At 36.8% G+C, this 20,928-nt stretch carries 22 protein-coding genes and 2 pseudogenes; 8 read left to right on the top strand and 16 right to left on the bottom strand.

The window, feature by feature from the left end; all coding sequences use genetic code 11:
• Positions 1-136: 136 nt before the first annotated feature.
• From OCV60_RS11590 to OCV60_RS11600, 3 genes are all read right to left on the bottom strand, one after another.
• Positions 137-739 carry a peptidase E gene (locus OCV60_RS11590; RefSeq protein WP_262530211.1) on the bottom strand — a complete coding sequence of 201 codons (603 nt, stop codon included), beginning with the start codon at positions 737-739 and terminating at the stop codon, positions 137-139.
• 245 nt (positions 740-984) lie between these two features.
• Complete coding sequence (locus tag OCV60_RS11595; RefSeq protein WP_005608354.1) at positions 985-2,280, bottom strand: tyrosine-type recombinase/integrase; 1,296 nt, start codon at positions 2,278-2,280, stop codon at positions 985-987.
• 86 nt (positions 2,281-2,366) lie between these two features.
• Positions 2,367-2,996 (bottom strand): helix-turn-helix domain-containing protein, encoded by a 630-nt coding sequence (locus OCV60_RS11600; protein ID WP_005608353.1) that lies wholly within the window; start codon positions 2,994-2,996, stop codon positions 2,367-2,369.
• A gap of 171 nt (positions 2,997-3,167) precedes the next feature.
• Here OCV60_RS11600 and OCV60_RS11605 point away from each other — a divergent pair, with 171 nt between their 5' ends.
• The 8 genes from OCV60_RS11605 to OCV60_RS11640 all read left to right on the top strand — a co-directional run bounded on the left by OCV60_RS11605 (position 3,168) and on the right by OCV60_RS11640 (position 10,047).
• On the top strand, positions 3,168-3,398 hold the full coding sequence (locus tag OCV60_RS11605; protein WP_004843519.1) for a helix-turn-helix domain-containing protein: 231 nt from the start codon (positions 3,168-3,170) through the stop codon (positions 3,396-3,398).
• A gap of 140 nt (positions 3,399-3,538) precedes the next feature.
• Positions 3,539-3,853 (top strand): hypothetical protein, encoded by a 315-nt coding sequence (locus tag OCV60_RS11610; protein ID WP_005608351.1) that lies wholly within the window; start codon positions 3,539-3,541, stop codon positions 3,851-3,853.
• A gap of 328 nt (positions 3,854-4,181) precedes the next feature.
• A complete protein-coding gene (locus OCV60_RS11615; protein ID WP_040893156.1) occupies positions 4,182-5,903 on the top strand; it encodes a MobA/MobL family protein in 1,722 nt (573 codons plus the stop codon).
• Positions 5,842-6,576, top strand: coding sequence for a DUF6040 family protein (locus tag OCV60_RS11620; protein ID WP_005608347.1), 735 nt, complete (start codon positions 5,842-5,844; stop codon positions 6,574-6,576). Before OCV60_RS11615 ends, OCV60_RS11620 begins: the two co-directional genes overlap by 62 nt.
• Before the next feature lie 63 nt (positions 6,577-6,639).
• The gene (gene mdcF / locus OCV60_RS11625; protein ID WP_005608346.1) at positions 6,640-6,984 is read left to right on the top strand and encodes a broad-spectrum bacteriocin mediterrocin MdcF; all 345 of its coding nucleotides are present in this window, start codon (positions 6,640-6,642) and stop codon (positions 6,982-6,984) included.
• 67 nt (positions 6,985-7,051) lie between these two features.
• Positions 7,052-7,501 carry a hypothetical protein gene (locus OCV60_RS11630; protein ID WP_004843525.1) on the top strand — a complete coding sequence of 150 codons (450 nt, stop codon included), beginning with the start codon at positions 7,052-7,054 and terminating at the stop codon, positions 7,499-7,501.
• Positions 7,502-9,442, top strand: a complete 1,941-nt coding sequence (locus OCV60_RS11635; RefSeq protein WP_005608344.1) for a DUF1430 domain-containing protein — start codon at positions 7,502-7,504, stop codon at positions 9,440-9,442. It abuts the gene before it with no gap.
• The gene (locus OCV60_RS11640; RefSeq protein WP_005608342.1) at positions 9,439-10,047 is read left to right on the top strand and encodes an ATP-binding cassette domain-containing protein; all 609 of its coding nucleotides are present in this window, start codon (positions 9,439-9,441) and stop codon (positions 10,045-10,047) included. Before OCV60_RS11635 ends, OCV60_RS11640 begins: the two co-directional genes overlap by 4 nt.
• Before the next feature lie 151 nt (positions 10,048-10,198).
• Here OCV60_RS11640 and OCV60_RS11645 read toward each other — a convergent pair whose 3' ends face one another.
• From OCV60_RS11645 to OCV60_RS11705, 13 genes and pseudogenes are all read right to left on the bottom strand, one after another.
• The gene (locus OCV60_RS11645) at positions 10,199-10,435 is read right to left on the bottom strand and encodes a DUF6061 family protein (RefSeq protein WP_004843528.1); all 237 of its coding nucleotides are present in this window, start codon (positions 10,433-10,435) and stop codon (positions 10,199-10,201) included.
• Between the two features lie 338 nt (positions 10,436-10,773).
• Positions 10,774-11,154: an SMU1112c/YaeR family gloxylase I-like metalloprotein gene (gene gloA2 / locus OCV60_RS11650; RefSeq protein WP_008402179.1), complete on the bottom strand. Its 381-nt coding sequence runs from the start codon at positions 11,152-11,154 to the stop codon at positions 10,774-10,776.
• Between the two features lie 62 nt (positions 11,155-11,216).
• Positions 11,217-11,507: pseudogene (locus OCV60_RS11655) on the bottom strand (PPC domain-containing DNA-binding protein); the annotation flags it as partial.
• Between the two features lie 25 nt (positions 11,508-11,532).
• Complete coding sequence (locus OCV60_RS11660; RefSeq protein WP_117785785.1) at positions 11,533-11,958, bottom strand: N-acetyltransferase; 426 nt, start codon at positions 11,956-11,958, stop codon at positions 11,533-11,535.
• 141 nt (positions 11,959-12,099) lie between these two features.
• Positions 12,100-12,693, bottom strand: coding sequence for a DUF3267 domain-containing protein (locus OCV60_RS11665; RefSeq protein ID WP_117785784.1), 594 nt, complete (start codon positions 12,691-12,693; stop codon positions 12,100-12,102).
• A gap of 144 nt (positions 12,694-12,837) precedes the next feature.
• Positions 12,838-13,311 carry a GNAT family N-acetyltransferase gene (locus OCV60_RS11670; RefSeq protein WP_262530213.1) on the bottom strand — a complete coding sequence of 158 codons (474 nt, stop codon included), beginning with the start codon at positions 13,309-13,311 and terminating at the stop codon, positions 12,838-12,840.
• 99 nt (positions 13,312-13,410) lie between these two features.
• On the bottom strand, positions 13,411-14,739 hold the full coding sequence (locus OCV60_RS11675) for an ATP-binding protein (protein ID WP_117785782.1): 1,329 nt from the start codon (positions 14,737-14,739) through the stop codon (positions 13,411-13,413).
• A gap of 194 nt (positions 14,740-14,933) precedes the next feature.
• Entirely contained in the window at positions 14,934-15,152 is a 219-nt protein-coding gene (locus OCV60_RS13105; protein WP_243000531.1) for a hypothetical protein, read from the bottom strand.
• A 198-nt stretch (positions 15,153-15,350) separates the two neighbouring features.
• Positions 15,351-15,518 (bottom strand): annotated as a pseudogene (locus OCV60_RS11685) (PPC domain-containing DNA-binding protein); the annotation flags it as partial.
• 82 nt (positions 15,519-15,600) lie between these two features.
• Complete coding sequence (locus OCV60_RS11690) at positions 15,601-18,045, bottom strand: ABC transporter permease (protein WP_262530214.1); 2,445 nt, start codon at positions 18,043-18,045, stop codon at positions 15,601-15,603.
• Entirely contained in the window at positions 18,042-18,716 is a 675-nt protein-coding gene (locus tag OCV60_RS11695; protein ID WP_173788818.1) for an ABC transporter ATP-binding protein, read from the bottom strand. Before OCV60_RS11695 ends, OCV60_RS11690 begins: the two co-directional genes overlap by 4 nt.
• Positions 18,717-18,893: 177 nt before the next feature.
• Positions 18,894-20,159 (bottom strand): sensor histidine kinase, encoded by a 1,266-nt coding sequence (locus OCV60_RS11700; protein WP_262530215.1) that lies wholly within the window; start codon positions 20,157-20,159, stop codon positions 18,894-18,896.
• Complete coding sequence (locus tag OCV60_RS11705; protein ID WP_262530216.1) at positions 20,135-20,824, bottom strand: response regulator transcription factor; 690 nt, start codon at positions 20,822-20,824, stop codon at positions 20,135-20,137. The genes OCV60_RS11700 and OCV60_RS11705 overlap by 25 nt, the downstream gene beginning before the upstream one ends.
• Between the last annotated feature and the right edge of the window lie 104 nt (positions 20,825-20,928).

Raw genomic sequence — 20,928 nt, forward strand, 5'->3', positions numbered from 1 at the left:
TTTCTGCATCATCTAATACATGTCGTTTAAGAACTAATCTATCTGTTTCTATTCTAATTGTGCCCTTATGTTCCATACGCATCCTCCACCATCAAGAAAATTCCGATTTTCCAGTTTCCAAAAAGGATTTTTCAAATTAGTCTTTGCAAATAACCTTTGAACCTTCACCATCAATTACAATTCCCTGATGGTTGTTAATAGGGCATAGATTCAAATCCGAAAACTCAGTCATTATTTTCTCGGTAACTTTCTTAAATGGTGCTGTAAGATAATGCGGAAGAACATAGAAATCAATCAAATCAAGCCCTGCATCATCTTCTTGTGAGTAGTCCTCCGGCTTTTCATCCATTTGCTCGATATATTGGATGCTTGGAGCGCATATAATTGCGCCTGCCGACTCGCCGATCATCAATTTTCCATTTGCCAATTCCTTTTTTAGCAACCCATCAGTTCTTGTTTTACGGAGTTGGTCCATAAGAAAGAAAGAATTTCCGCCGGTAAAATATATCACATCTGCATCTTCATAAACAGACTGTATCGTTGAATAAGCCTCCGTTGAAATATCAATTTCAGTTACGATTGCTCCCAACTTTTTGAATAATTTTCGAGCCGAGCCGACATAACCGGTGTAGCCTTCACGCAACGAAGCTGTTGGAATAAATGCGACTTTCTTATTTTCAATTTCTTCCTTTATCAGACTTCCTACACTTGAAAAGTGCGAACATAAAAATAGTTTCATCAATATTCTCCTTTATAAATCCCGATTTTAATGTCTCTATTATACCATAATGATACTATTATAAAAAAGCAAAAAGAGCTCCTTCGAGCTCTTTTGGGTCAGTTCTGCAAACTTGAATTTATATAATTATTCCTCTAACTTTCCCCATTTTATAGGCTTTCCCGCCTGTCCATTAGTGAAATGATATGTAGTTTCCCTTATTTTTGCCCTTATGAGATAATCACAAGGGAAATAAGGGAAATTTTTTAGTCATTGCCCACCACTTTATCAAGAAGCCGAACTGATTTTCGTTTCGCATCTCTTGTGGAGTGAGCATAGACGTTCATTGTGGTACTGACATCTGAGTGTCCCAACAATTCCTGCACATCTTTTGGGGCAGCTCCATTTGCTAAAAGGTTGCTTGTATAGGTGTGACGTAACTGGTGGAAATGAAAGCCTTCAAATCCCTCTAATGTTTTTGCCACCTTTCTGCAAACAGTCCCCAAAGTAGTTGGAAGTTCCAAACAACCATCCGGTCTTAAACAGACGAAAGAAATTTCTTTATAATCTGTCGGGACTTCCTCTGTTCTGTCTAAACAATAATATTCGTAGTACACTCTGTTTTTCTCTTTGACCTCTTTGTAGTAGTTCGTGTGATAAAGTTCTCCGTACTGCATTCGATTTTTTAACTGCTCTTTCCGGGCATTACGGAAAATCTCTACCAGTGTATCTCCAAAATCAACAACCCTTACTTTTTTCCGCTTGGTTGGTCCGATGATATATTTGCGCTTTGAGCCATCATATCGGATGCTGCGTCTTATGGTAAGGCATTGTTCTTCCAGATTTACGTCCTGCCATGCCAAACCGCAGGCTTCTCCAATACGAAGCCCGGCATAATAGGCTATCTGGATTGGAAGTATTGCGGCTGGGTTCTTTTTTTGCAGATAAGCAAGCAATCTTTCATAATCTTCTCGTGAAATTGGTTGGACATTTCCGTCCATATCCTCATCGGAAAACAAATCCACTTCATCCGTCTGATACCGCAGTTTAATATACTGCATGGGATTGAACGTAATATACTGCTTTGGAAATACTGCAAAACGGAAGGACTGCTGCATGACTGCGGAAAAAGAATGGATATAATCTTTGCTGTAACCCTTTCTCTCTTTTCCGTCGGGATGAACTCCCCCGAAGGAAAGCAAATCGAAGAAGGATTGCAAATGTTCAGAGGTTACATTTTTCAGTTTCCGTTCTGCCAATGGGTGTTTCTTGATATTTCGGATTGTTCCGAGGTAATTCTCCACCGTACCATTGCTGAGCGTACCTGTTTTTAATTCCTCCTCTGCCCACACATCCAAAAGCTGTCCGACTGTGAGATTTTCCGCTTTGGCAACAAATTTCTTTTTCTCATAATCATCCATTGCCTGACGGAGCAGCTTTTCAGTTTCACTTTTGCTTTCTGTTCCAACGCATTCTTTCTGAACAAGATTGCCGCTTGCGTCCTCTACATAGAAGCGGTAGTACCATTTCTTTCCTTTTTTTCTTACAGATCCTTTTGCCATAATCGTATGTCTCCTTTCGATATTAGACAATCGGAACTGATGAAATGCTTCGTGCGTGTAAGTATATCATAACTCCGGTTGTCTTACTATACCGATTCGGAATCTTCGTATAAGACTTCTGATAAAAGATTTGCAAGCCTTTGTTCTGCTGTTTTTGGTTTCTTGGAATAGAGCCTTACAACGTCTGCCATCTCATTAAAAGCATTGATGGTGTGAGTGATTTCCCTTAAGAACATAATCTCATTATATTCATCATTCGATTCAAACCCTATTGTTTTGGCAATATCCGTCTGACCAGCATTCCCCTTGAAGTTTTTGCAGGCGAACTGGAAGGAATCCAAAAACAGACCATATTGTTTTAACATCAGCAGTAATAAATCTTTTGAAAAAGCATCTTCTTCTTTGGTAAGGGCAAGCGGTAACTGTTCCAGAATATCTCCCATCGCATCACGAATCTGTAACTCTCTCTTATCCGTAATGTCGGTTTCATATTCATCTGTTTCCCCTTTGAGCCATTCCACAGATACATGGAGTGCTTCCGAAAGACCTTCCAGCACCATTTTTTTCGTATTGTCAATCGAACCATTCTCATAACGCAGGATTGTAGAAGCGGTAACACCCATCTTTTCTGCGACATAAGGCTGTGTCAGATTCAATTCCAGACGGCGCTGTTTTACTCTGCTGCCTATCAGCTTGCGTAGTTCTTTATCTTTCATGCTGACTGCCTCCTTTTTCGGTATGTATGAATTATAGCATTGTTTTTCTGTAATTGCAATATGCAACTTAAAAATTATTTTTAATATTTCGTAACGCTTGACAAAAAGATATGAAAAGGATATACTTACATCACAAGAATTGCATAATGCAATTTATAAGGAGGTGATTATATGACGCAAAGAAAAATTGCATTATCCATCGAAGAAGCTGCTGACTATACGGGAATCGGCAGAAACACCTTAAGACAGCTTGTAGAATGGAAGAAACTTCCAGTATTAAAGGTTGGTCGCAAAGTCCTGATTAAAACCGATATTCTGGAAATGTTTATGGAAGCGAATGAAGGTCGTGATTTGAGGGATAGAGGAAATGTAAAAGCCGTAACAAGAACTGCGGCAAATTAAAAAGGCGGCTTCCAAAGAAACCGCCAAAGGTTCTATCAGACCGAAGCCATGATATACCTACACGCAAGAAGATTATACCATGTGCTTCTTCTGATACGCAACCGAGAACTTATGTTTGTAAAAGAAAGGGGAATGTAATCATGGCAAAATCAACAAAAAGTTATGAAGAACGAATGCTTGAAATGGAAAAGAAGGAACAGGAAAGCCTTGAAAAAGCAAAACGATATGCAGCACAGAAGAAAGAACTTCTGAAACGAAAGAAAGCCGAAGAAAGTAAAAAACGAACCCATAGGCTCTGTCAGGTTGGCGGTGCGGTGGAATCCGTTCTCGGTGCGCCTATCGAGGAAGAGGACATCCCAAAGCTGATTGGTTTTCTGAAAAAGCAGGAAGCCAATGGGAAATTTTTTTCAAAGGCAATGCAGAAAGAAACACATACCGATATGGAGGAAGTGTAATGGCGGGGGGGGATGAGTTTTTCATTCCCTTCATTGCTTTTTCATGAAGGGCGCACTTATGGACAACCAGAGGTCGTCCCAATAAGTTTGCCACAAGTGGCAACCGGTCTTCGCTCACGCTTGCCGGGCTCGTTCCGTCGGCGGGGCTTTCAGCCAGACCTGCTCATGCCGCAGGAGGCACTCTTCGCCAGAGGGGCGCATTCCATGCAGGCTGCTATGCGCAGGGCACTCTTACGCAGAGGGCGTTCCGGCAATACTGCTTTTTCTAAAACTGAAAGCAATGTTGCCGGAAATCTATGCCGGATGTGCAGAAAGGGGGAATCCAGACATGGCGATTTTTCATTACACAATCAAAATAGTCGGACGAAGTAAAGGGAAATCTGTTATCTCCGCTTCCGCATATCTCAATGGGGATGTGATGAAAAACGAGGAAACCGGGCGAATCAGTTATTACACTTCTAAAAAAGAAGTGGTCTACACCAGTCTGATGATGTGCGAAAACGCACCTCCTGAATGGCAGATAGTACCAGAAGAAAATATAAAACGCTTTCAAAAATCTGTCCGATACAAAAGGTCAGAAGATAAAGAAGCTGCTTTAGAAAAATTTAAAATCACATTTCAGAAACAACGGTTATGGAATGAGGTATTGAAGATTGAAAAAAGTGCAGATGCCCAACTTGGCAGGTCATTTGAATTTGCCCTCCCCAAAGAATGGAGCAGACAGGAACAGATTCAATATACAGCCGACTATATCAAAAAAACATTTGTGGATAAGGGAATGTGTGCTGATTGGAGTATCCACGACAAAGGGGATGGCAATCCTCATGTCCATCTGCTTCTGACAATGCGCCCTTTTAACCCGGATCATTCTTGGGGGAAGAAAGAAGTCAAAGATTGGGATTTTGTCAGAGATAAAAGCGGAAATATCGTGATTGATGAATCCCATCCGAACTGGTGGCAGGATAAGAAAAACCCTGACCGTCATGGAATCCGTATCCCTGTATTAGATGAAAACGGAATCCAGAAGATTGGTGCAAGAAACCGCCTGCAATGGAAACGGGTACTGACCGATGCTACGGGATGGAACAATCCAAAAAACTGTGAACTGTGGCGGAGCGAGTGGGCAAAGGTGTGTAATGAACATCTGCCTTTGCATAATCAGGTCGATCACCGTTCTTACGAAAAGCAGGGAAAACTCCAGATTCCTACCATCCATGAAGGTGCTGACGCAAGAAAGATTGAACAAAAGTTTCTTGCCGGGCAGGAAATAAAAGGTTCGTGGAAAGTAGCGGAAAATCAAATCATAAAACAACAAAACACGTTATTGCAAAAGATACTGGACACCTTTGGGAAAGTATCAGGTGCATTATCATTATGGAAGGAGCGATTAAATGACATTAGAAGAAAGCCGGGAAATTATACCCTTAATGGAGTCCATGATTGGGCAAATCGAAGAACAGCAGACCTTAATGGCAGAAATGCTTCTGGAAATGCAGAACCGGGACACCCAACTCTCTCTTATGCAGGAACAGAATCAGAAATTGCAAAAATTAAACAGCGAGTTATCCGAGCTGCTCAACATTTTGCCAAATACCGAGGAACTACTTTCCAAGATGGAAGAACAGAAAACGAAGATAGAACTTTTGGAAAACGAAAATCAGCAATGGCAGATATTGGCACAGAAGCTGAACAGCGAAAACAGTTTATTACTGAAACAGAACACCGAATTGCTGAACTGGAACAGCAGGTAGAGAAAGGACGTGATATAGATGAACGAATCCAGAGAATTAAAGAACGCCGAACAGTTGGAAGAACTTCTGCTCTTGACCGAGGAGATACAAGAAGAGTTGGAACAGAAAGACCAGCTTATCGTGGAACTGAAGACGCAGCTCAACGAATCTCTGACCTTGAACGAGAAATTAAACAAAGAGAACAGAGCCGGGAATATTCAAGCATTAAAGAACGACTTGAAGCTGGCAGACAGAGCATTGCGGAGCGAGAAAGAGAAGCTGCGAAGCGCAAACGTCACGATAGAGGAATGTCAAGATAAAATACGATGCTTAACACAACAACGGGATTATGCCCGGACACATCAGAAAATCGTAGAGATACCGGTAGAAAAGCCGGTACTCTATAAAAAATGCGAAGCCTGTGACCGGACAGCCTATCAGAATGCAAAAGCAAGATACGAAACACAAAAAGAGCAACTTGCAGGACAATATAAAGCAAAAACGGTAATGTTCCAAACAACCTTGTTCCTTCTTGCATGGTATTCGCTGACAACCACTCTTTTTCAGGCAGTACAGTCAGATGTGTTCCTTTCCGATTGCAAATCATTCTTCCATGATGCAGCATCATTCATACAAACTTTTATCGGTTGGACGATTGATGCCGGGCAATCTGTGGCACAAATCAGCACAAAAATTCCAAATGAGATTATAGCCGGAATCATATATTGGTTATTGATGATATTGGTTGTTGGAATATGTGTGGCAGGGACAGGGATACTGGCAATACTGATAGAAATAAAGGTTATAGAATTATATAAGAAAAACTGTTGGGATGTTATTACCCTACTGATGATACTGACAAGTGCGGCTGTCATCATTTATTTTGGAGAAGTAATTAAAAAAGCATTATCAATAAATCTGTTGTTCTTTTGGTTAATTTTACAAGGAATATATCTTACAATTCGACGCTATATAAGTCAAGATACTGATTGACTAGATACAAAATATTTGATAAAATATAAATAGAAATACAGCAGATCAAAGGAAGTAAAACTTATGAGAGCAAAGAAAGTGATTGTAGGGGTAGCTATTAGTGCAATGTTAATTTCTTCATCAATTCCAGTAATGGCATTTTCTGTTACAAACGGGAATAAGACATTTGATAAAAAGTGGGAATTGAGCACTACATCTGATGGCGGAAAAGGTGTTTTGACTTATGGTTATAATACTCTTGCTATTAATGAAGATTATGCACACGCATATCATTCAACTAAAGATCATTACGCATATGTCAAGAATGGAAATGGTTCTTTTTCGGGTTCAAATGTTGGTAAAGGTAATTGGTCTAAAATTGAGGTTGCTCATAAAGGAAATAGTATTACCTACGGTAATAGCTACTAAACAAAGGTTCGGGATAATGGCTGAGTGGTTGGAATTCCAACCACTCTTTTTTGTGGAGTGTATATAAATGAAGAAAAAAATAAAATATATAGGAATTGTTTTGGTTATTTTGTTCTGTTGCTATAATTTATTTTGGTACTTCGGGAGTTATAAACCATATAACGAATTTCAGAAAGACTTCCCTGAAATAGAAGAATCTGGAGTAAAAATTTACACAGATAAAGATGGATTCCAGTATAGTGTGTCTGTCCCTGATTATTTGCTTTGGAATGGAAATCTTGCGATAGCTGAGTCAGATGTTCGATATGCACTAATTATTTGGATAAAACCATTTCACCAAGGAATAAGTCAAGGCGTGCTATTTAATGACTATAAGGATTTGAATACTCAAATTATGTTGTCAAGTAGCAAAAAAGCTGAAGATCAAGAAGATCAATGGATTGTTGATGAAAATAGCACAATATTGACTACGATATTTGAAAAAGCAAATAAAGTATGGAATCTGGGGTTGAAATAAATGAAAGCAATTAAAAACTTATGTTTGTTTTGTTTCCTGATTTTTGGAATACTTATGCAATCTGAAATATTTCAAGATCAGCTTTGGAACTTTTCTACAGCATATTTTACGTCATCACGCTATGAAGTTGCTAGTGAAGATATGTCGCAGTTTCTGAAAGATGTATCAGAAACTGCAACGGAGAATGATGTACATATTTTTTCTCAGTACAATGAAATCAATAATAAATACCTTTCAACACTTCATATTTATGGCGATGATAAAGTAATCAGACAAACATTAAAAAATACTGCAAACATAGAAGAATCAGAATATACCGCTTTAGTTTCCGGAATTACGAAAGTAAAATTTCATAATCTCTCAGAATTGCAAAGTACCTCTGTGGGTTATGAAAACTTTATCTCATACATAGGAAATGAGGACAATATTATCTCTGCATATCAGAAATTATCAGAAAAATATAGCTTAACTTATCCAGAATATTGGAATTCTACGGAAAAGGACATGATTTTTATTATATGGGGTATGATTATTGCATTGATGATTGTTCTAAATGTAATTGAAGTGGTTAGGCGAAAAAAAGAGGTTGTTGTACGAGTTTCCTTAGGAGAAAGTGCTGGTTTCATAGCATTTAAGGCTGCTTTATTCGATGTAACTTTTGACATTGCATTATTTATTGTTGCAAAAATATTGCTGTCAAATTATATATCGGGAGCATATGAGAATAGACTCGTCACAATTTTATATTCCATTGGAATTATTCTTTCCACTATTCCATATTGTTCTTTTTGCTTTTTTGATATTAGAAAGGCATTCGCAAATGCAACACACAAAAGAGGAGTGGATTTTTTAATTTATTCGTTAAAATTTATAGCAGGGGTAGCCGCTGTTTTTACAATTACCACTAATATTAGTAGTATTCATAATAACCTATTTACAAATGAACATTTGTTAGAAGAATATTATGATGCAAATTATTTTACCGTAAAGACTACTGATTTTAATGCTGAAAAAGAAGAAGCTTTTTGGAATAAACTATACAAGAATGAATATAACACATTAAAGCCTGTAATATGCTTGAATATTTTAAATGATAAAAATGATGTGATATATGTAAATAATCATGCAAAAGATATGTTACAAGGTTTTACGAAGCAGATAAATGCAGTAGAGAATGAATCTTCTGATTTGATTATTTTCATTCCAAAGAATAGATATTTTGCTAAAAACAAGCAATTAGCCTATGACTCCTTGAGCCATGTTTTAAATCATGATAATTTACAACAATTAAATATTCAGTACATAGAGTATAGCGAAACAGAATACTTTTCCTATTTAGATACAAGTAGAATAAATGGTATCGAAAAAAGCAAAAATCCGATAATTATTTATCAGGCAAACAAAGATTTAGCAGTCAATGGTGGGTATCTTGAAAGCTATAAAGCAGGAGCAGTTTTATTTCAATGTGATGAAAAACAGCTAAGAAATATCAGCAAAAAGTATGAAGATATGCTTGGAAATTATCAGCTAGTAATTACAAACGTACATGAACAGTATTTATATAATCACACATTTTTAATAAAACTCGTGGGATTTTTAAGTTCTCTTTGTACGATTGTATTGCTTTTAAATATTATGATTATTGTTACAGTAAGTAGACTAGAGTTCCGAGAAAATGCAATGAAAATTTCCTTGATGAAAATCTTTGGATATAGTTTATTTGAACGGCACAAAACACTTCTTAAAATGATTGTAGTGGAAAATTTTGTGATATTAGTAGGTATGCTTATCTATTCTTTATTATCGGTACAGACTGAAGTAGGAATTAGCATTCTTGTTAGTTCATTTATGGCACTAATAGAATTTACAATTATTTTCTTTAATATCACAATTGTTGAAAAAACAAACATACCGAAATCATTAAAAGGAGGTTGCTTATGATAACAATTGAAAATCTATGCAAAGCATATAATGATAAAATTTTGTTCAAAAATTTTCATTTGGAAATTCCAGATAGCCGTTTTTTGGTAATTAGTGGCGAAAGTGGATGCGGAAAAAGTACTTTACTTAATATGATTGGAGGTATTGAAACTCCTGACAAAGGTTCTATTATTGTGAATGGTTTTGATGTGGCAAAAAAAGGAAAAAAGCAGAAATATTTCAAAGAAGTTGTTGGATTTTTATTTCAAAATTTTGCCCTTTTGGAAAACAAAACAGTAAAAGAAAATCTAGAAATAATAAAAAAATCAGGTAGAACGGATATTTCAATAAATGAAGCTCTTGAAAAAGTTGGTTTACAGAAAGTAATTAACAAAAAAGTCTATCAATTATCTGGTGGCGAACAGCAGAGAGTTGCGTTAGCTCGTTTAATGCTAAAGAAATGTTCGATTGTATTAGCAGACGAACCAACTGGTTCCTTAGACAAAAAAAATAGTGAGATTGTTATGAATATATTGCATGAGTTAAGTGAACAGGGAAAAACAGTTATTGTTGTAACTCATAGTGAAGAAATTGTAGCACAAGAAAAGCATGTTCTATATTTATAATTACCCATAATAGAAGAATATGTTCTTTCGGGAGACACCTCCTCTAAGAACATATTCTTTTGGTTAAAATTGATTATAAAGATACTTTTATTTCAGTATATTCGCTATATTGATGGGATATATATTTGCATATTATTTATATGGATAAGGATTATAACTCTAGTGAGTCTTCTGCATCTACCCACATCTGTAAATTACCCTCAAGATATAATCTTGCATATTCCAAAGGCTCATCCACAGCCAATGAAGTAAGCGCACATTCTGATCCGTATGTGGTTTTTAGATTTTTTTCAGCTTTCCAGCAATCAATGCGAAGCATATATCCGGCACTTGTGTAAACATCAATACTATCGTGATTTATGTTGTATTCTGCATAAATTGTTCTCATCGTATCTTATCTCCATTTTCTTTTAATAATCAGTTATAGAGTTAAATATCGAAAACATTTCAATCAGTTCACCATGTCGTTATTGTTATACTGTGTTATGAAATTTTCTTTCCCTTATTTTTTCCCATATTAAGGTTCATGAAAACCAATGTGAGAATATAACACAAGGGAAAGAGTAAGGGAAAGCTCACTTGCTACAAACTTAGTATTTTCAAGGGTTTGCGAAGAATTTGATAATTAAATATAACAGTTATTAAATTTCCTAAAATATGTGAAATATCAACTTGAAGTTATAAAATCACAGTCCAAAACAGGGCACATCTTTTAACTGCAATACTTTATTCGTGAATTTCCAATGGTAGATTGTCAGGGTCATAAAAGAATGTCATTCTTTTACCTGTGTAAATATCAAGTCTAATCGGCTCAGTTATGATGCCCCTTTTATTCAATTCTCTTACGGTATTATCGACCGAGTCTACAGCAAAGGCAAGATGCCGGAGACCGTAAGCTTCTGGATAACTGGGGCGCTTCGGACAATTTTTAATAATAAAAAGTTCTAATTCCATCTCATCGAGTTGAAGATCAATTTTGTAATCATCACGTTCTGGTCTGTAATTTTCTCGAATAATAGAAAAACCTAATAGATCCACATAAAAATGCTTTGATTGCTCATAGTTGCTCCCAATAATGGCAATATGATGAACTTTTTTCAAATTCATGGTGTATTTACCTCTTTCCTACTTTGTTTGAATACATGAAATATAATATCATAAGAACGCATCTAATCAAACTTAAATACATTAAGCCCTGTTTCTTCATCATAAACTCTGTCAACTTTTCCATCAATGACCGTAATTACCATCTCACAGGTTGCACTCACGACAGCTCTGTTCAGATGCCCTCCAAACACTTCACCTTTCTCATTTCCGACACTCATATGAAGATGCGCATAATATTCTCCATCCATTGTATTGATCGTACCTGTCAGTGATGTAATTTCATAATACCCTTTAAAACTGTTTGAGTAATATTTCTTCTCATCTGTCTTATATACTCCGATTGTAAAATCATTGTTTTGTTTCTCCCTTCTGGAATTTCTATTTGTGTTGCCATGTCATTACATAATCTTTTTCTCCGGTAGCCTCATCTAAGCCACTATGCTGAATCTCAAATCCTTCTCTCTTATAAAAGGATATTGCCCGTGCGTTCTTTTGGTATACGTTCAAGAACAACTTATTTCTTTTATCCTTTGCATAATTCAGCAGAATTTTACCTATACCCTGCGATTGCATTTCACCAGAAACAAAAATGCCCTCAACATATTCATCATTTAACCCTATAAAGCCCTGTATTTCTGTATCATACTCATACACATAAATCTCTGCTTGTGACAGTGCTTCTTTTACTGATTTGAAATTGCCTTTCCAGTATTCGGCGGGGATAAAATTATGTGCCTTTATATTTGTACCCAACCATATATCCGCAACTTTATTTATATCATCCCTTTGAAATTCTCTAATCATAACGGTGGCTCTCCATAAACTTGAAATTGCTAATTAATCTTCATCATCCTAATAAATATTTTTCCATGCTATTTTCCCAAAATATTTTGAGTTGCAGATTTATATTTTCCTATTTAATCAACTGTACAACCAACCAAAAATTTAAGAAATCTTATACATATCGTTCTTGTAGAACATTATTGAATCGCCTTTTTCAGAATTTCTTAGAACGGTAAGAACATTAAACACATCCGGAAACGGCGAAACCATACCCATACACGCCATGCCGAAATTCAATCCATTAAATACTCTAAATTCAGCAGGACTAATTACAAATAATATAAATGGAACTAATCCAAGAACAAATGGCAACAGGCACATCAATATAAACCGATTTCGCTTCAATGGATATGATGCTAATGCGACAAATGTTGTCTTCCCCTTTATTCTTCCTATTGTTACATCTGCTTCCTTAGGATAAACAATTCCATGTAACCACTCATGCATTATTAACAATAAAAAACCGAAAGCAAATCCAACCGGAATAAATATTGGTGAGATTACAACGGTCTTACATATTATCGTTTTACCAAGCATAGCAATAAAAAGGAAAACACATAGAATTGCAGAAATCGGCACCGCTTTTTTCATCAGTTCACCAACACTCTGCGGTGTTTCTATCTTTACTGCGCCTTCCGGCAAGCTTCCTGTTTGATATTTATTTATATCATTTATTGACCACACAATTTTTATCATATCAACTTCCTATTCTTCTGTATAATCCTTTGCATTTACACTATGTGCCGTATTATAAAACAATTGCGCCAACTACTCACAGTCAGTCGTTTTGTATTCTATAAGTTTCATGTTTTATCCTCATAAACTTGAACTAGCAAGTGTCTATAATTTACAAATCATAATATATTCTTCATCATTTTCATCAACAATTTCAAATCCTATCTTCCTATACATACGGACAGCATAATTCATCTTTTGAACTGATAATGATGCTTGTTTATATCCTTCTAGTTTTAGTTTTGTTAGCATCTGTTTCATTAATTCTGTTCCGATACCATAGTTTCTATACTCTTTAAGAAGTGAAATTGCAAAAGACGGTGTTTCATTATCTATATGACCATAATCATTCATAATCCGAACCCACACGGCGCCAACAATTTTATCCCTAACTTGAGCAACCAAACATAAGTCTCCCTTATTCTTACCAAAGTCTTTTACATATACCTGCAAATCTGGTTGGTTAATAATATCTTGGAGCGGTGCAGAAACTCCTTCGGGAATAAAAATCACCTCATACAAAAAAGTATCTAATACCTTATTTTCATCTTGTTTTAATTCTCTTATCAAATAATTCATATAAACCTCCGATTTATTTTTCCTTATAAATCAGTTGTCATTCCACACATAATGATACCTCCGTCAAATCCTGATTTATCAACGTTTAACATGATTAAATCATATTAGAAACGGGATAAAATAAAATGGCTTCAACAATAAATTTTCTTCTCTTCCTACATCTTTTTGTGATATTAAATATATCTTATTCACATTTTGGGAATATTTTTTAGAAAATTCCTTTATTGATTCGTGTTTTCCTGTTCCGGAAGACTTAATCTCAAATGCATTTACCTTGCTTCCTTCTGAAATTAAAAAATCCACTTCATAATAATGCGTACTTCCATTCTTTTCCCATGTATGATAAAACAATTCTCTTCCAGATGCAGCAATCATCTGTGCTACAAGATTCTCATATAAATAACCCAGATTGGCAGGTAATTTATCAGAAAGCAGCTTGGCATATACATCATTTTCCGTTACCGGACGGTCAATAAACAACAACGTAACAAATAACCCCGTATCTGAAAGATATAACTTGTAACTGTCAAAATCTTTCGTGTCCGTCAGGCTGACCCTCGGATTGGTAGAATTATAGCATGGCAGAACCGTTTTCGAATCTATCAAATCATATAATAATTCTTCCGCCTTGGTATTATTTCTTTTTCCGATTGCTGTAGTAATACGATATTTTCTTACATCCTTTGACAACTGTGCCGGAATCGCATGATATAATGCCGATATTCTTCCGGAGGCATCGATTTTCTTAAAATCTTCCTCATACAAAGATATGATCTGCCTTTTTACCATATCTATTTCTGAAAAGTTTTTTCCATTAACATAGGCTTCTACTGCCTGTGGCATTCCTCCCACTGCCATATATATTCTCAGATCCCGCATTAATTTACGATTGGTTGCCTGTCCGATAGCTGTTCCGCTATCATAAATCTGCTGCAATAACCCATAATTATTGCCCGTGGCATCACAGAATTCTTCGTAATCCATGGGATATACTTCCAGCTTCATTTCCTCGGAAGGAATCAGGATGTCCTTTACATTTTTCTTTATCGAGATCAAAGATCCTGTTTCCAAATAACTGTATCTGCCATCAAACACAAGATGCTTGATTGCCTGTCTTGCTTTAGGAAATAGTTGAACTTCATCAAAAATAATAAGAGACTCATGCTCATATAATGTTATTCCTGTTTCTGCCTGTAACCTAAGAAAAAAGATATTTAAATTTCCTATATCATCAAAACATTCCAATATATTACCTGTTGTTTTTGAAAAATCAATCAATATATAAGATTTATACTCATTCTTTGCAAAATTCTCCGCTATCGTTGATTTTCCAACTCGTCTAGCCCCCTCTAACAGCACAGCGTATTTATCTGAATATAAATTTTTCCATTCTAATAGTTTGTCATATGCTTTTCTTTTAAAATACATATCTACCTCCAAATATGCTCCACTGAATCTCTTCCACCCATTATATCACAAATGTACTTTTCTTCAATATTTGCATCCAGTATTATGTGTTTTTCTTCAAAATTTATACTCAAAACCATGTGCTTTTCTTCAAAACATTTTGAGTTGCAGATTTATATTTTCCTATCTGATCAACTGTACAATCAACCAAAAATTTAAGAAATCTTATACATATCGTTCTTGTAGAACATTATTGAATCGCCTTTTTCAGAATTTCTTAGAACGGTAAGAACATTAAACACATCCGGAAACGGCGAAACCATACCCATACACGCCATGCCGAAATTCAATCCATTAAATACTCTAAATTCAGCAGGACTAATTACAAATAATATAAATGGAACTAATCCAAGAACAAATGGCAACAGGCACATCAATATAAACCGATTTCGCTTCAATGGATATGGGATATGATGCTAATGCGACAAGTGTTATCTTCCCCTTTATTCTTCTTATTGTTACATCTGCTTCCTTAGGATAAACAATTCCATGTAATCGCTAAAATAAAAATCCCCTTGCTTCTCATGATTTTCCTCCTGAAACTCCCGATTCATCACATGTATTCAACGCATCTAATCAAACTTAAATACATTAAGCCCTATTTCTTCATCATAAACTCTGTCAACTTTTCCATCAATGACCGTAATTACCATCCCACAGGTTGCGCTCACGACAGCTCTGTTCAGATGCTCTCCAAACACTTCACCTTTCTCATTTCCGACACTCATATGAAAATGTGCAGAATATTCTCCATAGAATCTTTTGACGTATACTCGCAAGCCAAGCTGTCACTCATTGCCCGAGTGACAGCTTAGTTACTTGCTATCCCTGATACCTTATTCTTTCTACCAGCGTTTCCTTTTTCAGATTACTGCTTAAAACGCAGGAAAGTACAAGCTGCAACAGACCGACCAAAAAAATCATAATAAAAATTGGTACGATTGGAACATGATAGATATTTATTCCAAATATTCCCATATGTTTTGCATAGGAAAAAAGTGCATAGCCGAGCGGCAGACCAATGATCAAAGCTACGCATATAGTGCCAACTGTAAAAATCAGTCCCTGTAACTGCAGGCATAAATTTAATTGTTTATTTGTCATGCCCACAGCCTGTAATATACCATATTCCTGCTTTTTTGTCGTAATATTCATGATCATGGTATTCGCCATATTCATAAACCCGATGAGTCCTACAATAGCCATAAACAGATAACAGCCAAGCTTCATCATGCTGCTTGCAAATTCGGCAGATTGTAACTGCGCATGATAAGTATCCATTTTTATATGCGAAGTATTAGAAATCAAAGTATTCAGACTTTGTTCTACAGATGCCACATCTTTTTTATCACAGTCCACCCACAGATAGCCATAGGCTGTTCCTCTCGGATTCATGGAACGATATACACCTTCCGGAATGACAAGATAAGTGTCCGCACTTACAAAAGATCCTGCAATCTTTCCCTGATAGGTATAGGTTCCACTTCCATTCTCAAAGTCAAATGCAATGGATTCACCCGGAGCATATCCATCTTGTTCCATCCACGTTGACCAACCAAAGAAAATATCACCATTCTTTACCGCCTGATCATAGTCCATAGAGCCAATATCCCCTTCTTGGCGCATAAAATCAAAATCCTTTTTACTCACAATAGTAGCCGGAAATCTTGTTCCGTTCAGATTTACAGAGACAATCTCTCTCGTCATGACATCTGTTACTCCCGGAATGCTTTTGATTTCTTCAATCAGCGAATCATTCAATGGATCATCCGTCAGAATCGTATCCAGATTATTCTCCGGATATCTTTCATCATACTCTGCAGAATAGTCAAGCTGCAGTTCAAATTGTCCATGATTAACGGAAAGACGTGCTTCATGCTCCGTGTCAATATTTCCCACATAATTAGAGATAATCACAAACAATACGCAAGAAAAACCCATTGTGAGGATAGTACCAATAGTTCTTTTGGGATTACCCGTTACATTTGCCATTGCCATAGAAAACACGGTAACATTTTTTCTGCCATTTCGTTTTCCTTTTTTGTGTGTTTCTGCATTTTCTAAATACCGTGTTGCTTCGATAGGTGAAATCCGTGAAACAATTTTCATTGGTTTACGCAGTGCCAAAGCAACGGTAAGAAATGATACGAAAATACATAGAAGCATAACAGGCAGGGAAAACAGTGGCACCTGCTGGTTTTGAACACCCATAGAACCAGTTCCGGTTGATACAAGGTTTCCCTGTTCTACCAGCCAGTTAAAACCGTATTTTGCAATCAGAAATCCAAAAAGAAATCCAACCGGTATTGAAAAAATTGTCAAAAAAATACCCTCTCTGAAGATCAGTTGTTTCATCTGCTTTTTTGTCGCTCCCAGAGCCTTGATTTTTCCATACTCCTGTATCTTGTTGGCAATACCGACCTGAAAAATATTATAAATGACCACAACAGAGAAAAGTACAATTGCAAGAATCAGCATTCCACATACCGCAATCGTTTCATAACTCGGCTGCAAGACCCATTGCAGATAGAGATCATTGATTATAACGTTTTTTTCTTCGATCCCACAAGATGCTGCAATCTGTTTTATAACCGGTTCAATATTATTCATAGATACATTTGCAGAATCATTTAAAGAAAAATAAATATTATACTGTCTGTCAGTCTCTGCGACATGCTCATCGTAAAACTCCTGTGACCCGAAAGCAACATAAGATGCCTCGATGGTATACTCATCCCGGTCATATAGGATTCCGCTGACAACAAATTCTTCCGGCTTATATTCTGACCGCATCCCTGCACGGTAATCCAGTGTAACCGTATCTCCGACCTTTACATCATCATATCCCATTTCACTAAAAAATGCTCTTCCTGCGGCAATTTCCTGCGTTCCCCCCGGATACTTTCCTTCCTTTAACTCATATTCCTTATTATAGGGAAGCATTTTTCTTGCAGTCTCATCCATGCAGACAAAACCACCGTTTTCGTTGCCTTTAATTATGCCTTCTGTACACATAATTTCTATTGCATCTATTTCTGCACGGCGGCGTACGTCCTTTAACTGCGAGGCATCTGCTGCGACAAACAAACCATAATTGCTTCCATATGAGCCTGCCGCCTGACTTTTCTGTAAACGGATCATTCCATTTCCCACAGTACTGATAATCACAAGCAGCATCGTAGTCAGACATATGGACATCATAATCAGTATACTTCTTGTCTTGTTCTTTTTGTCATTGCTATATGCAATCCTGCTTATTGTCTTCATCTGAAATCCACCACCTGTCCGTCCTCAATCACCAGAATACGGTCAGCGACCTGTGCAATTTCGTCATCATGGGTAATCATTACAATTGTCTGTCCATATTTTTTTGCTGTCATCTTAAGCAGGGCGATTACCTCATCACTGGTCTTAGAATCAAGATTTCCTGTCGGCTCATCTGCAAATATAATTTCCGGACGATTCACCAGTGCTCTTGCAATTGCTACTCTCTGTTGCTGTCCTCCGGATAACTGATTTGGCAGATTATAAATCCGGTTTTCAATCCCCAAAGTTGCAATGATATCATTTACATACGCTTCATCCACTTTTCTTCCATCCAGCCCCAGTGGCAGTACAATATTTTCCCAGACATTAATAGATGAAACCAGATTAAATGCCTGAAAAACAAATCCGATTTTTCTTCTGCGGAAAACAGCAAGGGCATCTTCCTTCATCCTGTATAAATCTTTCCCTGCTAAAGTAACACTGCCTTTTGTCGGGGTATCAAGCCCTCCAAGCATATGAAGTAATGTACTTTTACCGGATCCTGACTTTCCAACAATTGCGACAAATTCTCCCTGCTCAATCTGAATGTCCACCTGATTGACCGCTTTGACCTGATTCTCACCTGCGCCATAAAACTTACAAAGCTGTTTGGTTTCTAATATCACACTCATGTGTTGCCTCCTTTTCAATTCTGTAAAGCGTACCTTTTCAGCACACTTTCTTTGCCTGTTTATATAATTGGTCATTTTTCAACCTACATCCTAATTGTATCAGGACAATCTTTCATTTCACTTTCAAAAAACGAGCAGAACTCTTACAGAATTGTAAGGGTTCTGCTCACTTAAAATTTAACCAACATATGGTAATTGAATCACAAACGTGCTTCCTTTTTTCTTTTTGCCGGAGGTTACCGCGATCGTACCTGCGTGTTTTTCGATAATTTCTCTTGATAGAAAAAGTCCGATTCCTGTACCACTCTTTTCCATGACCTCCCTGGAACTTCCTCTGTAAAATCGTTGAAAAATTTTGTGATACTCATTCTGCGGAATACCAATTCCCTGATCCTCAATTTCCATTCTTACAAGATCGTTTCTTTTTTGTAACCGGATAAATATTTTTGAACCACACGGACTGTACTTGACCGCATTATCCAGAACGTTGATCACAGCTTCACCAAGCCACCTTTTATCCTGCATAATCGTGCATGTTTCCAGCTCTTTTTCATAGTCAAAAACGAATTCCATTTCTTTCTCATCCGCTTTGGGATAAGTACGGTTCACAGCAGATATGACAGTATCCATAAGCGGAAGTTTTTTCTTATTCATCTGAATCAGTCCAGTTTCCATCTTGGATATTTCAAGAAGCGACTGCAATAATGTCTCCACTCCATCCAGAGCACTCCGACAACGGATACGAAACTCCTCCTGTTCTGTGGCACTTAAGTCATTCTGCATCAACACACTAAAACAAGTATCCAAAGCTGCAACCGGTGTCTTTAACTGGTGAGAGATATCAGAAACCATTTCTTTCGTGCTCTCTTTTTCTGCCCGTGCTTCTTCCTTTAGCAACTGAATATGATGTCCGATTGCTTCAAGCTGGTCATTCAATTTTTCCAGTTCTGCCTGATTTTCCGTTTTCAGTAAATCATCAAATTTATTTTCACGGAATCTGATCAGAATTTCTTCCAACTGGTCTAAAATTTTCTGATGACACGCATCTTCTTTTTTCTTCCAATAAAGTAAAAAAGTCAAAAAAAGCACGCATATCACAGTGCTTACAGCACCGACCACCATAACCTGATGCCGGAATTGCGAATAAAATGCATTCCCTTTATTTCCCCAGTATCCATATTGCTCCAATAATCGTCTTCCCTGTTCGTTAGTTTCAATATCCTTATCTTTAAGCAATTCCGAAACAGCATCCAGCCCGGAAAATTCTTCCTTTGCAGCAATCTCTGTCATAAGATTCATTTTATATTTATAATCTTCATAAAACACATACGTGGTAAAACAATTTAATATTGCAAACAATATTATGACAGGCAATACCAAGGAAAGCACTACTGTGATCTTCTTGCGATATCTCTTTGTCACTGCCTTACCTCCTGATTCCATATATACCCAAGACCTCTGATATTCTTTATATAGACCGGTGCAGCCGGATTGTCTTCGATTTTCTCACGAAGTCTTCTGATATTGACAGCGATTGTATTTTCATCCACAAAATCCCCTTCCAGATCAAACACATTTTCCAATATTTGTGTTTTTGAAAGAATCTGTTTCGGATTCTGAAGAAAAAAAGTCAGCATTTTCAACTCCGTTTTTGTCAGACTGATTTCACGACTCTTTATCAGGACTTTCATTTCTCCTGCGATAAATACGATATCTCCCGAAATCATCTTTCCGGCTTCCGTTTTCTCCTGTCTTCGACGGAAATGTGCTTCTATTTTCAAAAGAAGTACCGAAAGACTAAACGGCTTTGTAATATAATCATCTGCCCCTGCTTCATATCCCATAACCTGATCCATCTCCTGATCTAGTGCTGTAAGGCAAATAATGTATGTATTATAATTGCACCTCATCCACCTTACAAATTCCAGTCCATTCCCATCCGGAAGATTCACATCACAAATGGTAACATCCACATTATTATCACTTGCAATTTTTTTCGCTTTTTTCACTGATTCTGCTGAAAAAACCTCATATCCGGATTTTTTCAGTGAGAATGTAATTCCACGATTTAAATTTTCATCATCTTCAACTACGAGTATACCTGGCATAGCATATGCGCCTCTCTTTATTAACTATCAAGTATTATTTTGTTATGTCTCCAAGGAATTCCGATTTAACAAAAAATCATACAAGCCAATATGCACAATACCAT

Origin of the sequence: Coprococcus ammoniilyticus (genome assembly GCF_025567345.1) — a bacterium.
GTDB lineage: Bacteria > Bacillota > Clostridia > Lachnospirales > Lachnospiraceae > Coprococcus > Coprococcus ammoniilyticus.

Coding starts and splice junctions, on each gene's coding strand:
- OCV60_RS11590 (WP_262530211.1), bottom strand. CDS start 739: ATGAAACTATTTTTATGTTCGCACTTTTCAAGTGTAGGAAGTCTGATA.
- OCV60_RS11595 (WP_005608354.1), bottom strand. CDS start 2,280: ATGGCAAAAGGATCTGTAAGAAAAAAAGGAAAGAAATGGTACTACCGC.
- OCV60_RS11600 (WP_005608353.1), bottom strand. CDS start 2,996: ATGAAAGATAAAGAACTACGCAAGCTGATAGGCAGCAGAGTAAAACAG.
- OCV60_RS11605 (WP_004843519.1), top strand. CDS start 3,168: ATGACGCAAAGAAAAATTGCATTATCCATCGAAGAAGCTGCTGACTAT.
- OCV60_RS11610 (WP_005608351.1), top strand. CDS start 3,539: ATGGCAAAATCAACAAAAAGTTATGAAGAACGAATGCTTGAAATGGAA.
- OCV60_RS11615 (WP_040893156.1), top strand. CDS start 4,182: ATGGCGATTTTTCATTACACAATCAAAATAGTCGGACGAAGTAAAGGG.
- mdcF (WP_005608346.1), top strand. CDS start 6,640: ATGAGAGCAAAGAAAGTGATTGTAGGGGTAGCTATTAGTGCAATGTTA.
- OCV60_RS11630 (WP_004843525.1), top strand. CDS start 7,052: ATGAAGAAAAAAATAAAATATATAGGAATTGTTTTGGTTATTTTGTTC.
- OCV60_RS11635 (WP_005608344.1), top strand. CDS start 7,502: ATGAAAGCAATTAAAAACTTATGTTTGTTTTGTTTCCTGATTTTTGGA.
- OCV60_RS11640 (WP_005608342.1), top strand. CDS start 9,439: ATGATAACAATTGAAAATCTATGCAAAGCATATAATGATAAAATTTTG.
- OCV60_RS11645 (WP_004843528.1), bottom strand. CDS start 10,435: ATGAGAACAATTTATGCAGAATACAACATAAATCACGATAGTATTGAT.
- gloA2 (WP_008402179.1), bottom strand. CDS start 11,154: ATGAATTTGAAAAAAGTTCATCATATTGCCATTATTGGGAGCAACTAT.
- OCV60_RS11660 (WP_117785785.1), bottom strand. CDS start 11,958: ATGATTAGAGAATTTCAAAGGGATGATATAAATAAAGTTGCGGATATA.
- OCV60_RS11665 (WP_117785784.1), bottom strand. CDS start 12,693: ATGATAAAAATTGTGTGGTCAATAAATGATATAAATAAATATCAAACA.
- OCV60_RS11670 (WP_262530213.1), bottom strand. CDS start 13,311: ATGAATTATTTGATAAGAGAATTAAAACAAGATGAAAATAAGGTATTA.
- OCV60_RS11675 (WP_117785782.1), bottom strand. CDS start 14,739: ATGTATTTTAAAAGAAAAGCATATGACAAACTATTAGAATGGAAAAAT.
- OCV60_RS13105 (WP_243000531.1), bottom strand. CDS start 15,152: ATGTGCCTGTTGCCATTTGTTCTTGGATTAGTTCCATTTATATTATTT.
- OCV60_RS11690 (WP_262530214.1), bottom strand. CDS start 18,045: ATGAAGACAATAAGCAGGATTGCATATAGCAATGACAAAAAGAACAAG.
- OCV60_RS11695 (WP_173788818.1), bottom strand. CDS start 18,716: ATGAGTGTGATATTAGAAACCAAACAGCTTTGTAAGTTTTATGGCGCA.
- OCV60_RS11700 (WP_262530215.1), bottom strand. CDS start 20,159: ATGGAATCAGGAGGTAAGGCAGTGACAAAGAGATATCGCAAGAAGATC.
- OCV60_RS11705 (WP_262530216.1), bottom strand. CDS start 20,824: ATGCCAGGTATACTCGTAGTTGAAGATGATGAAAATTTAAATCGTGGA.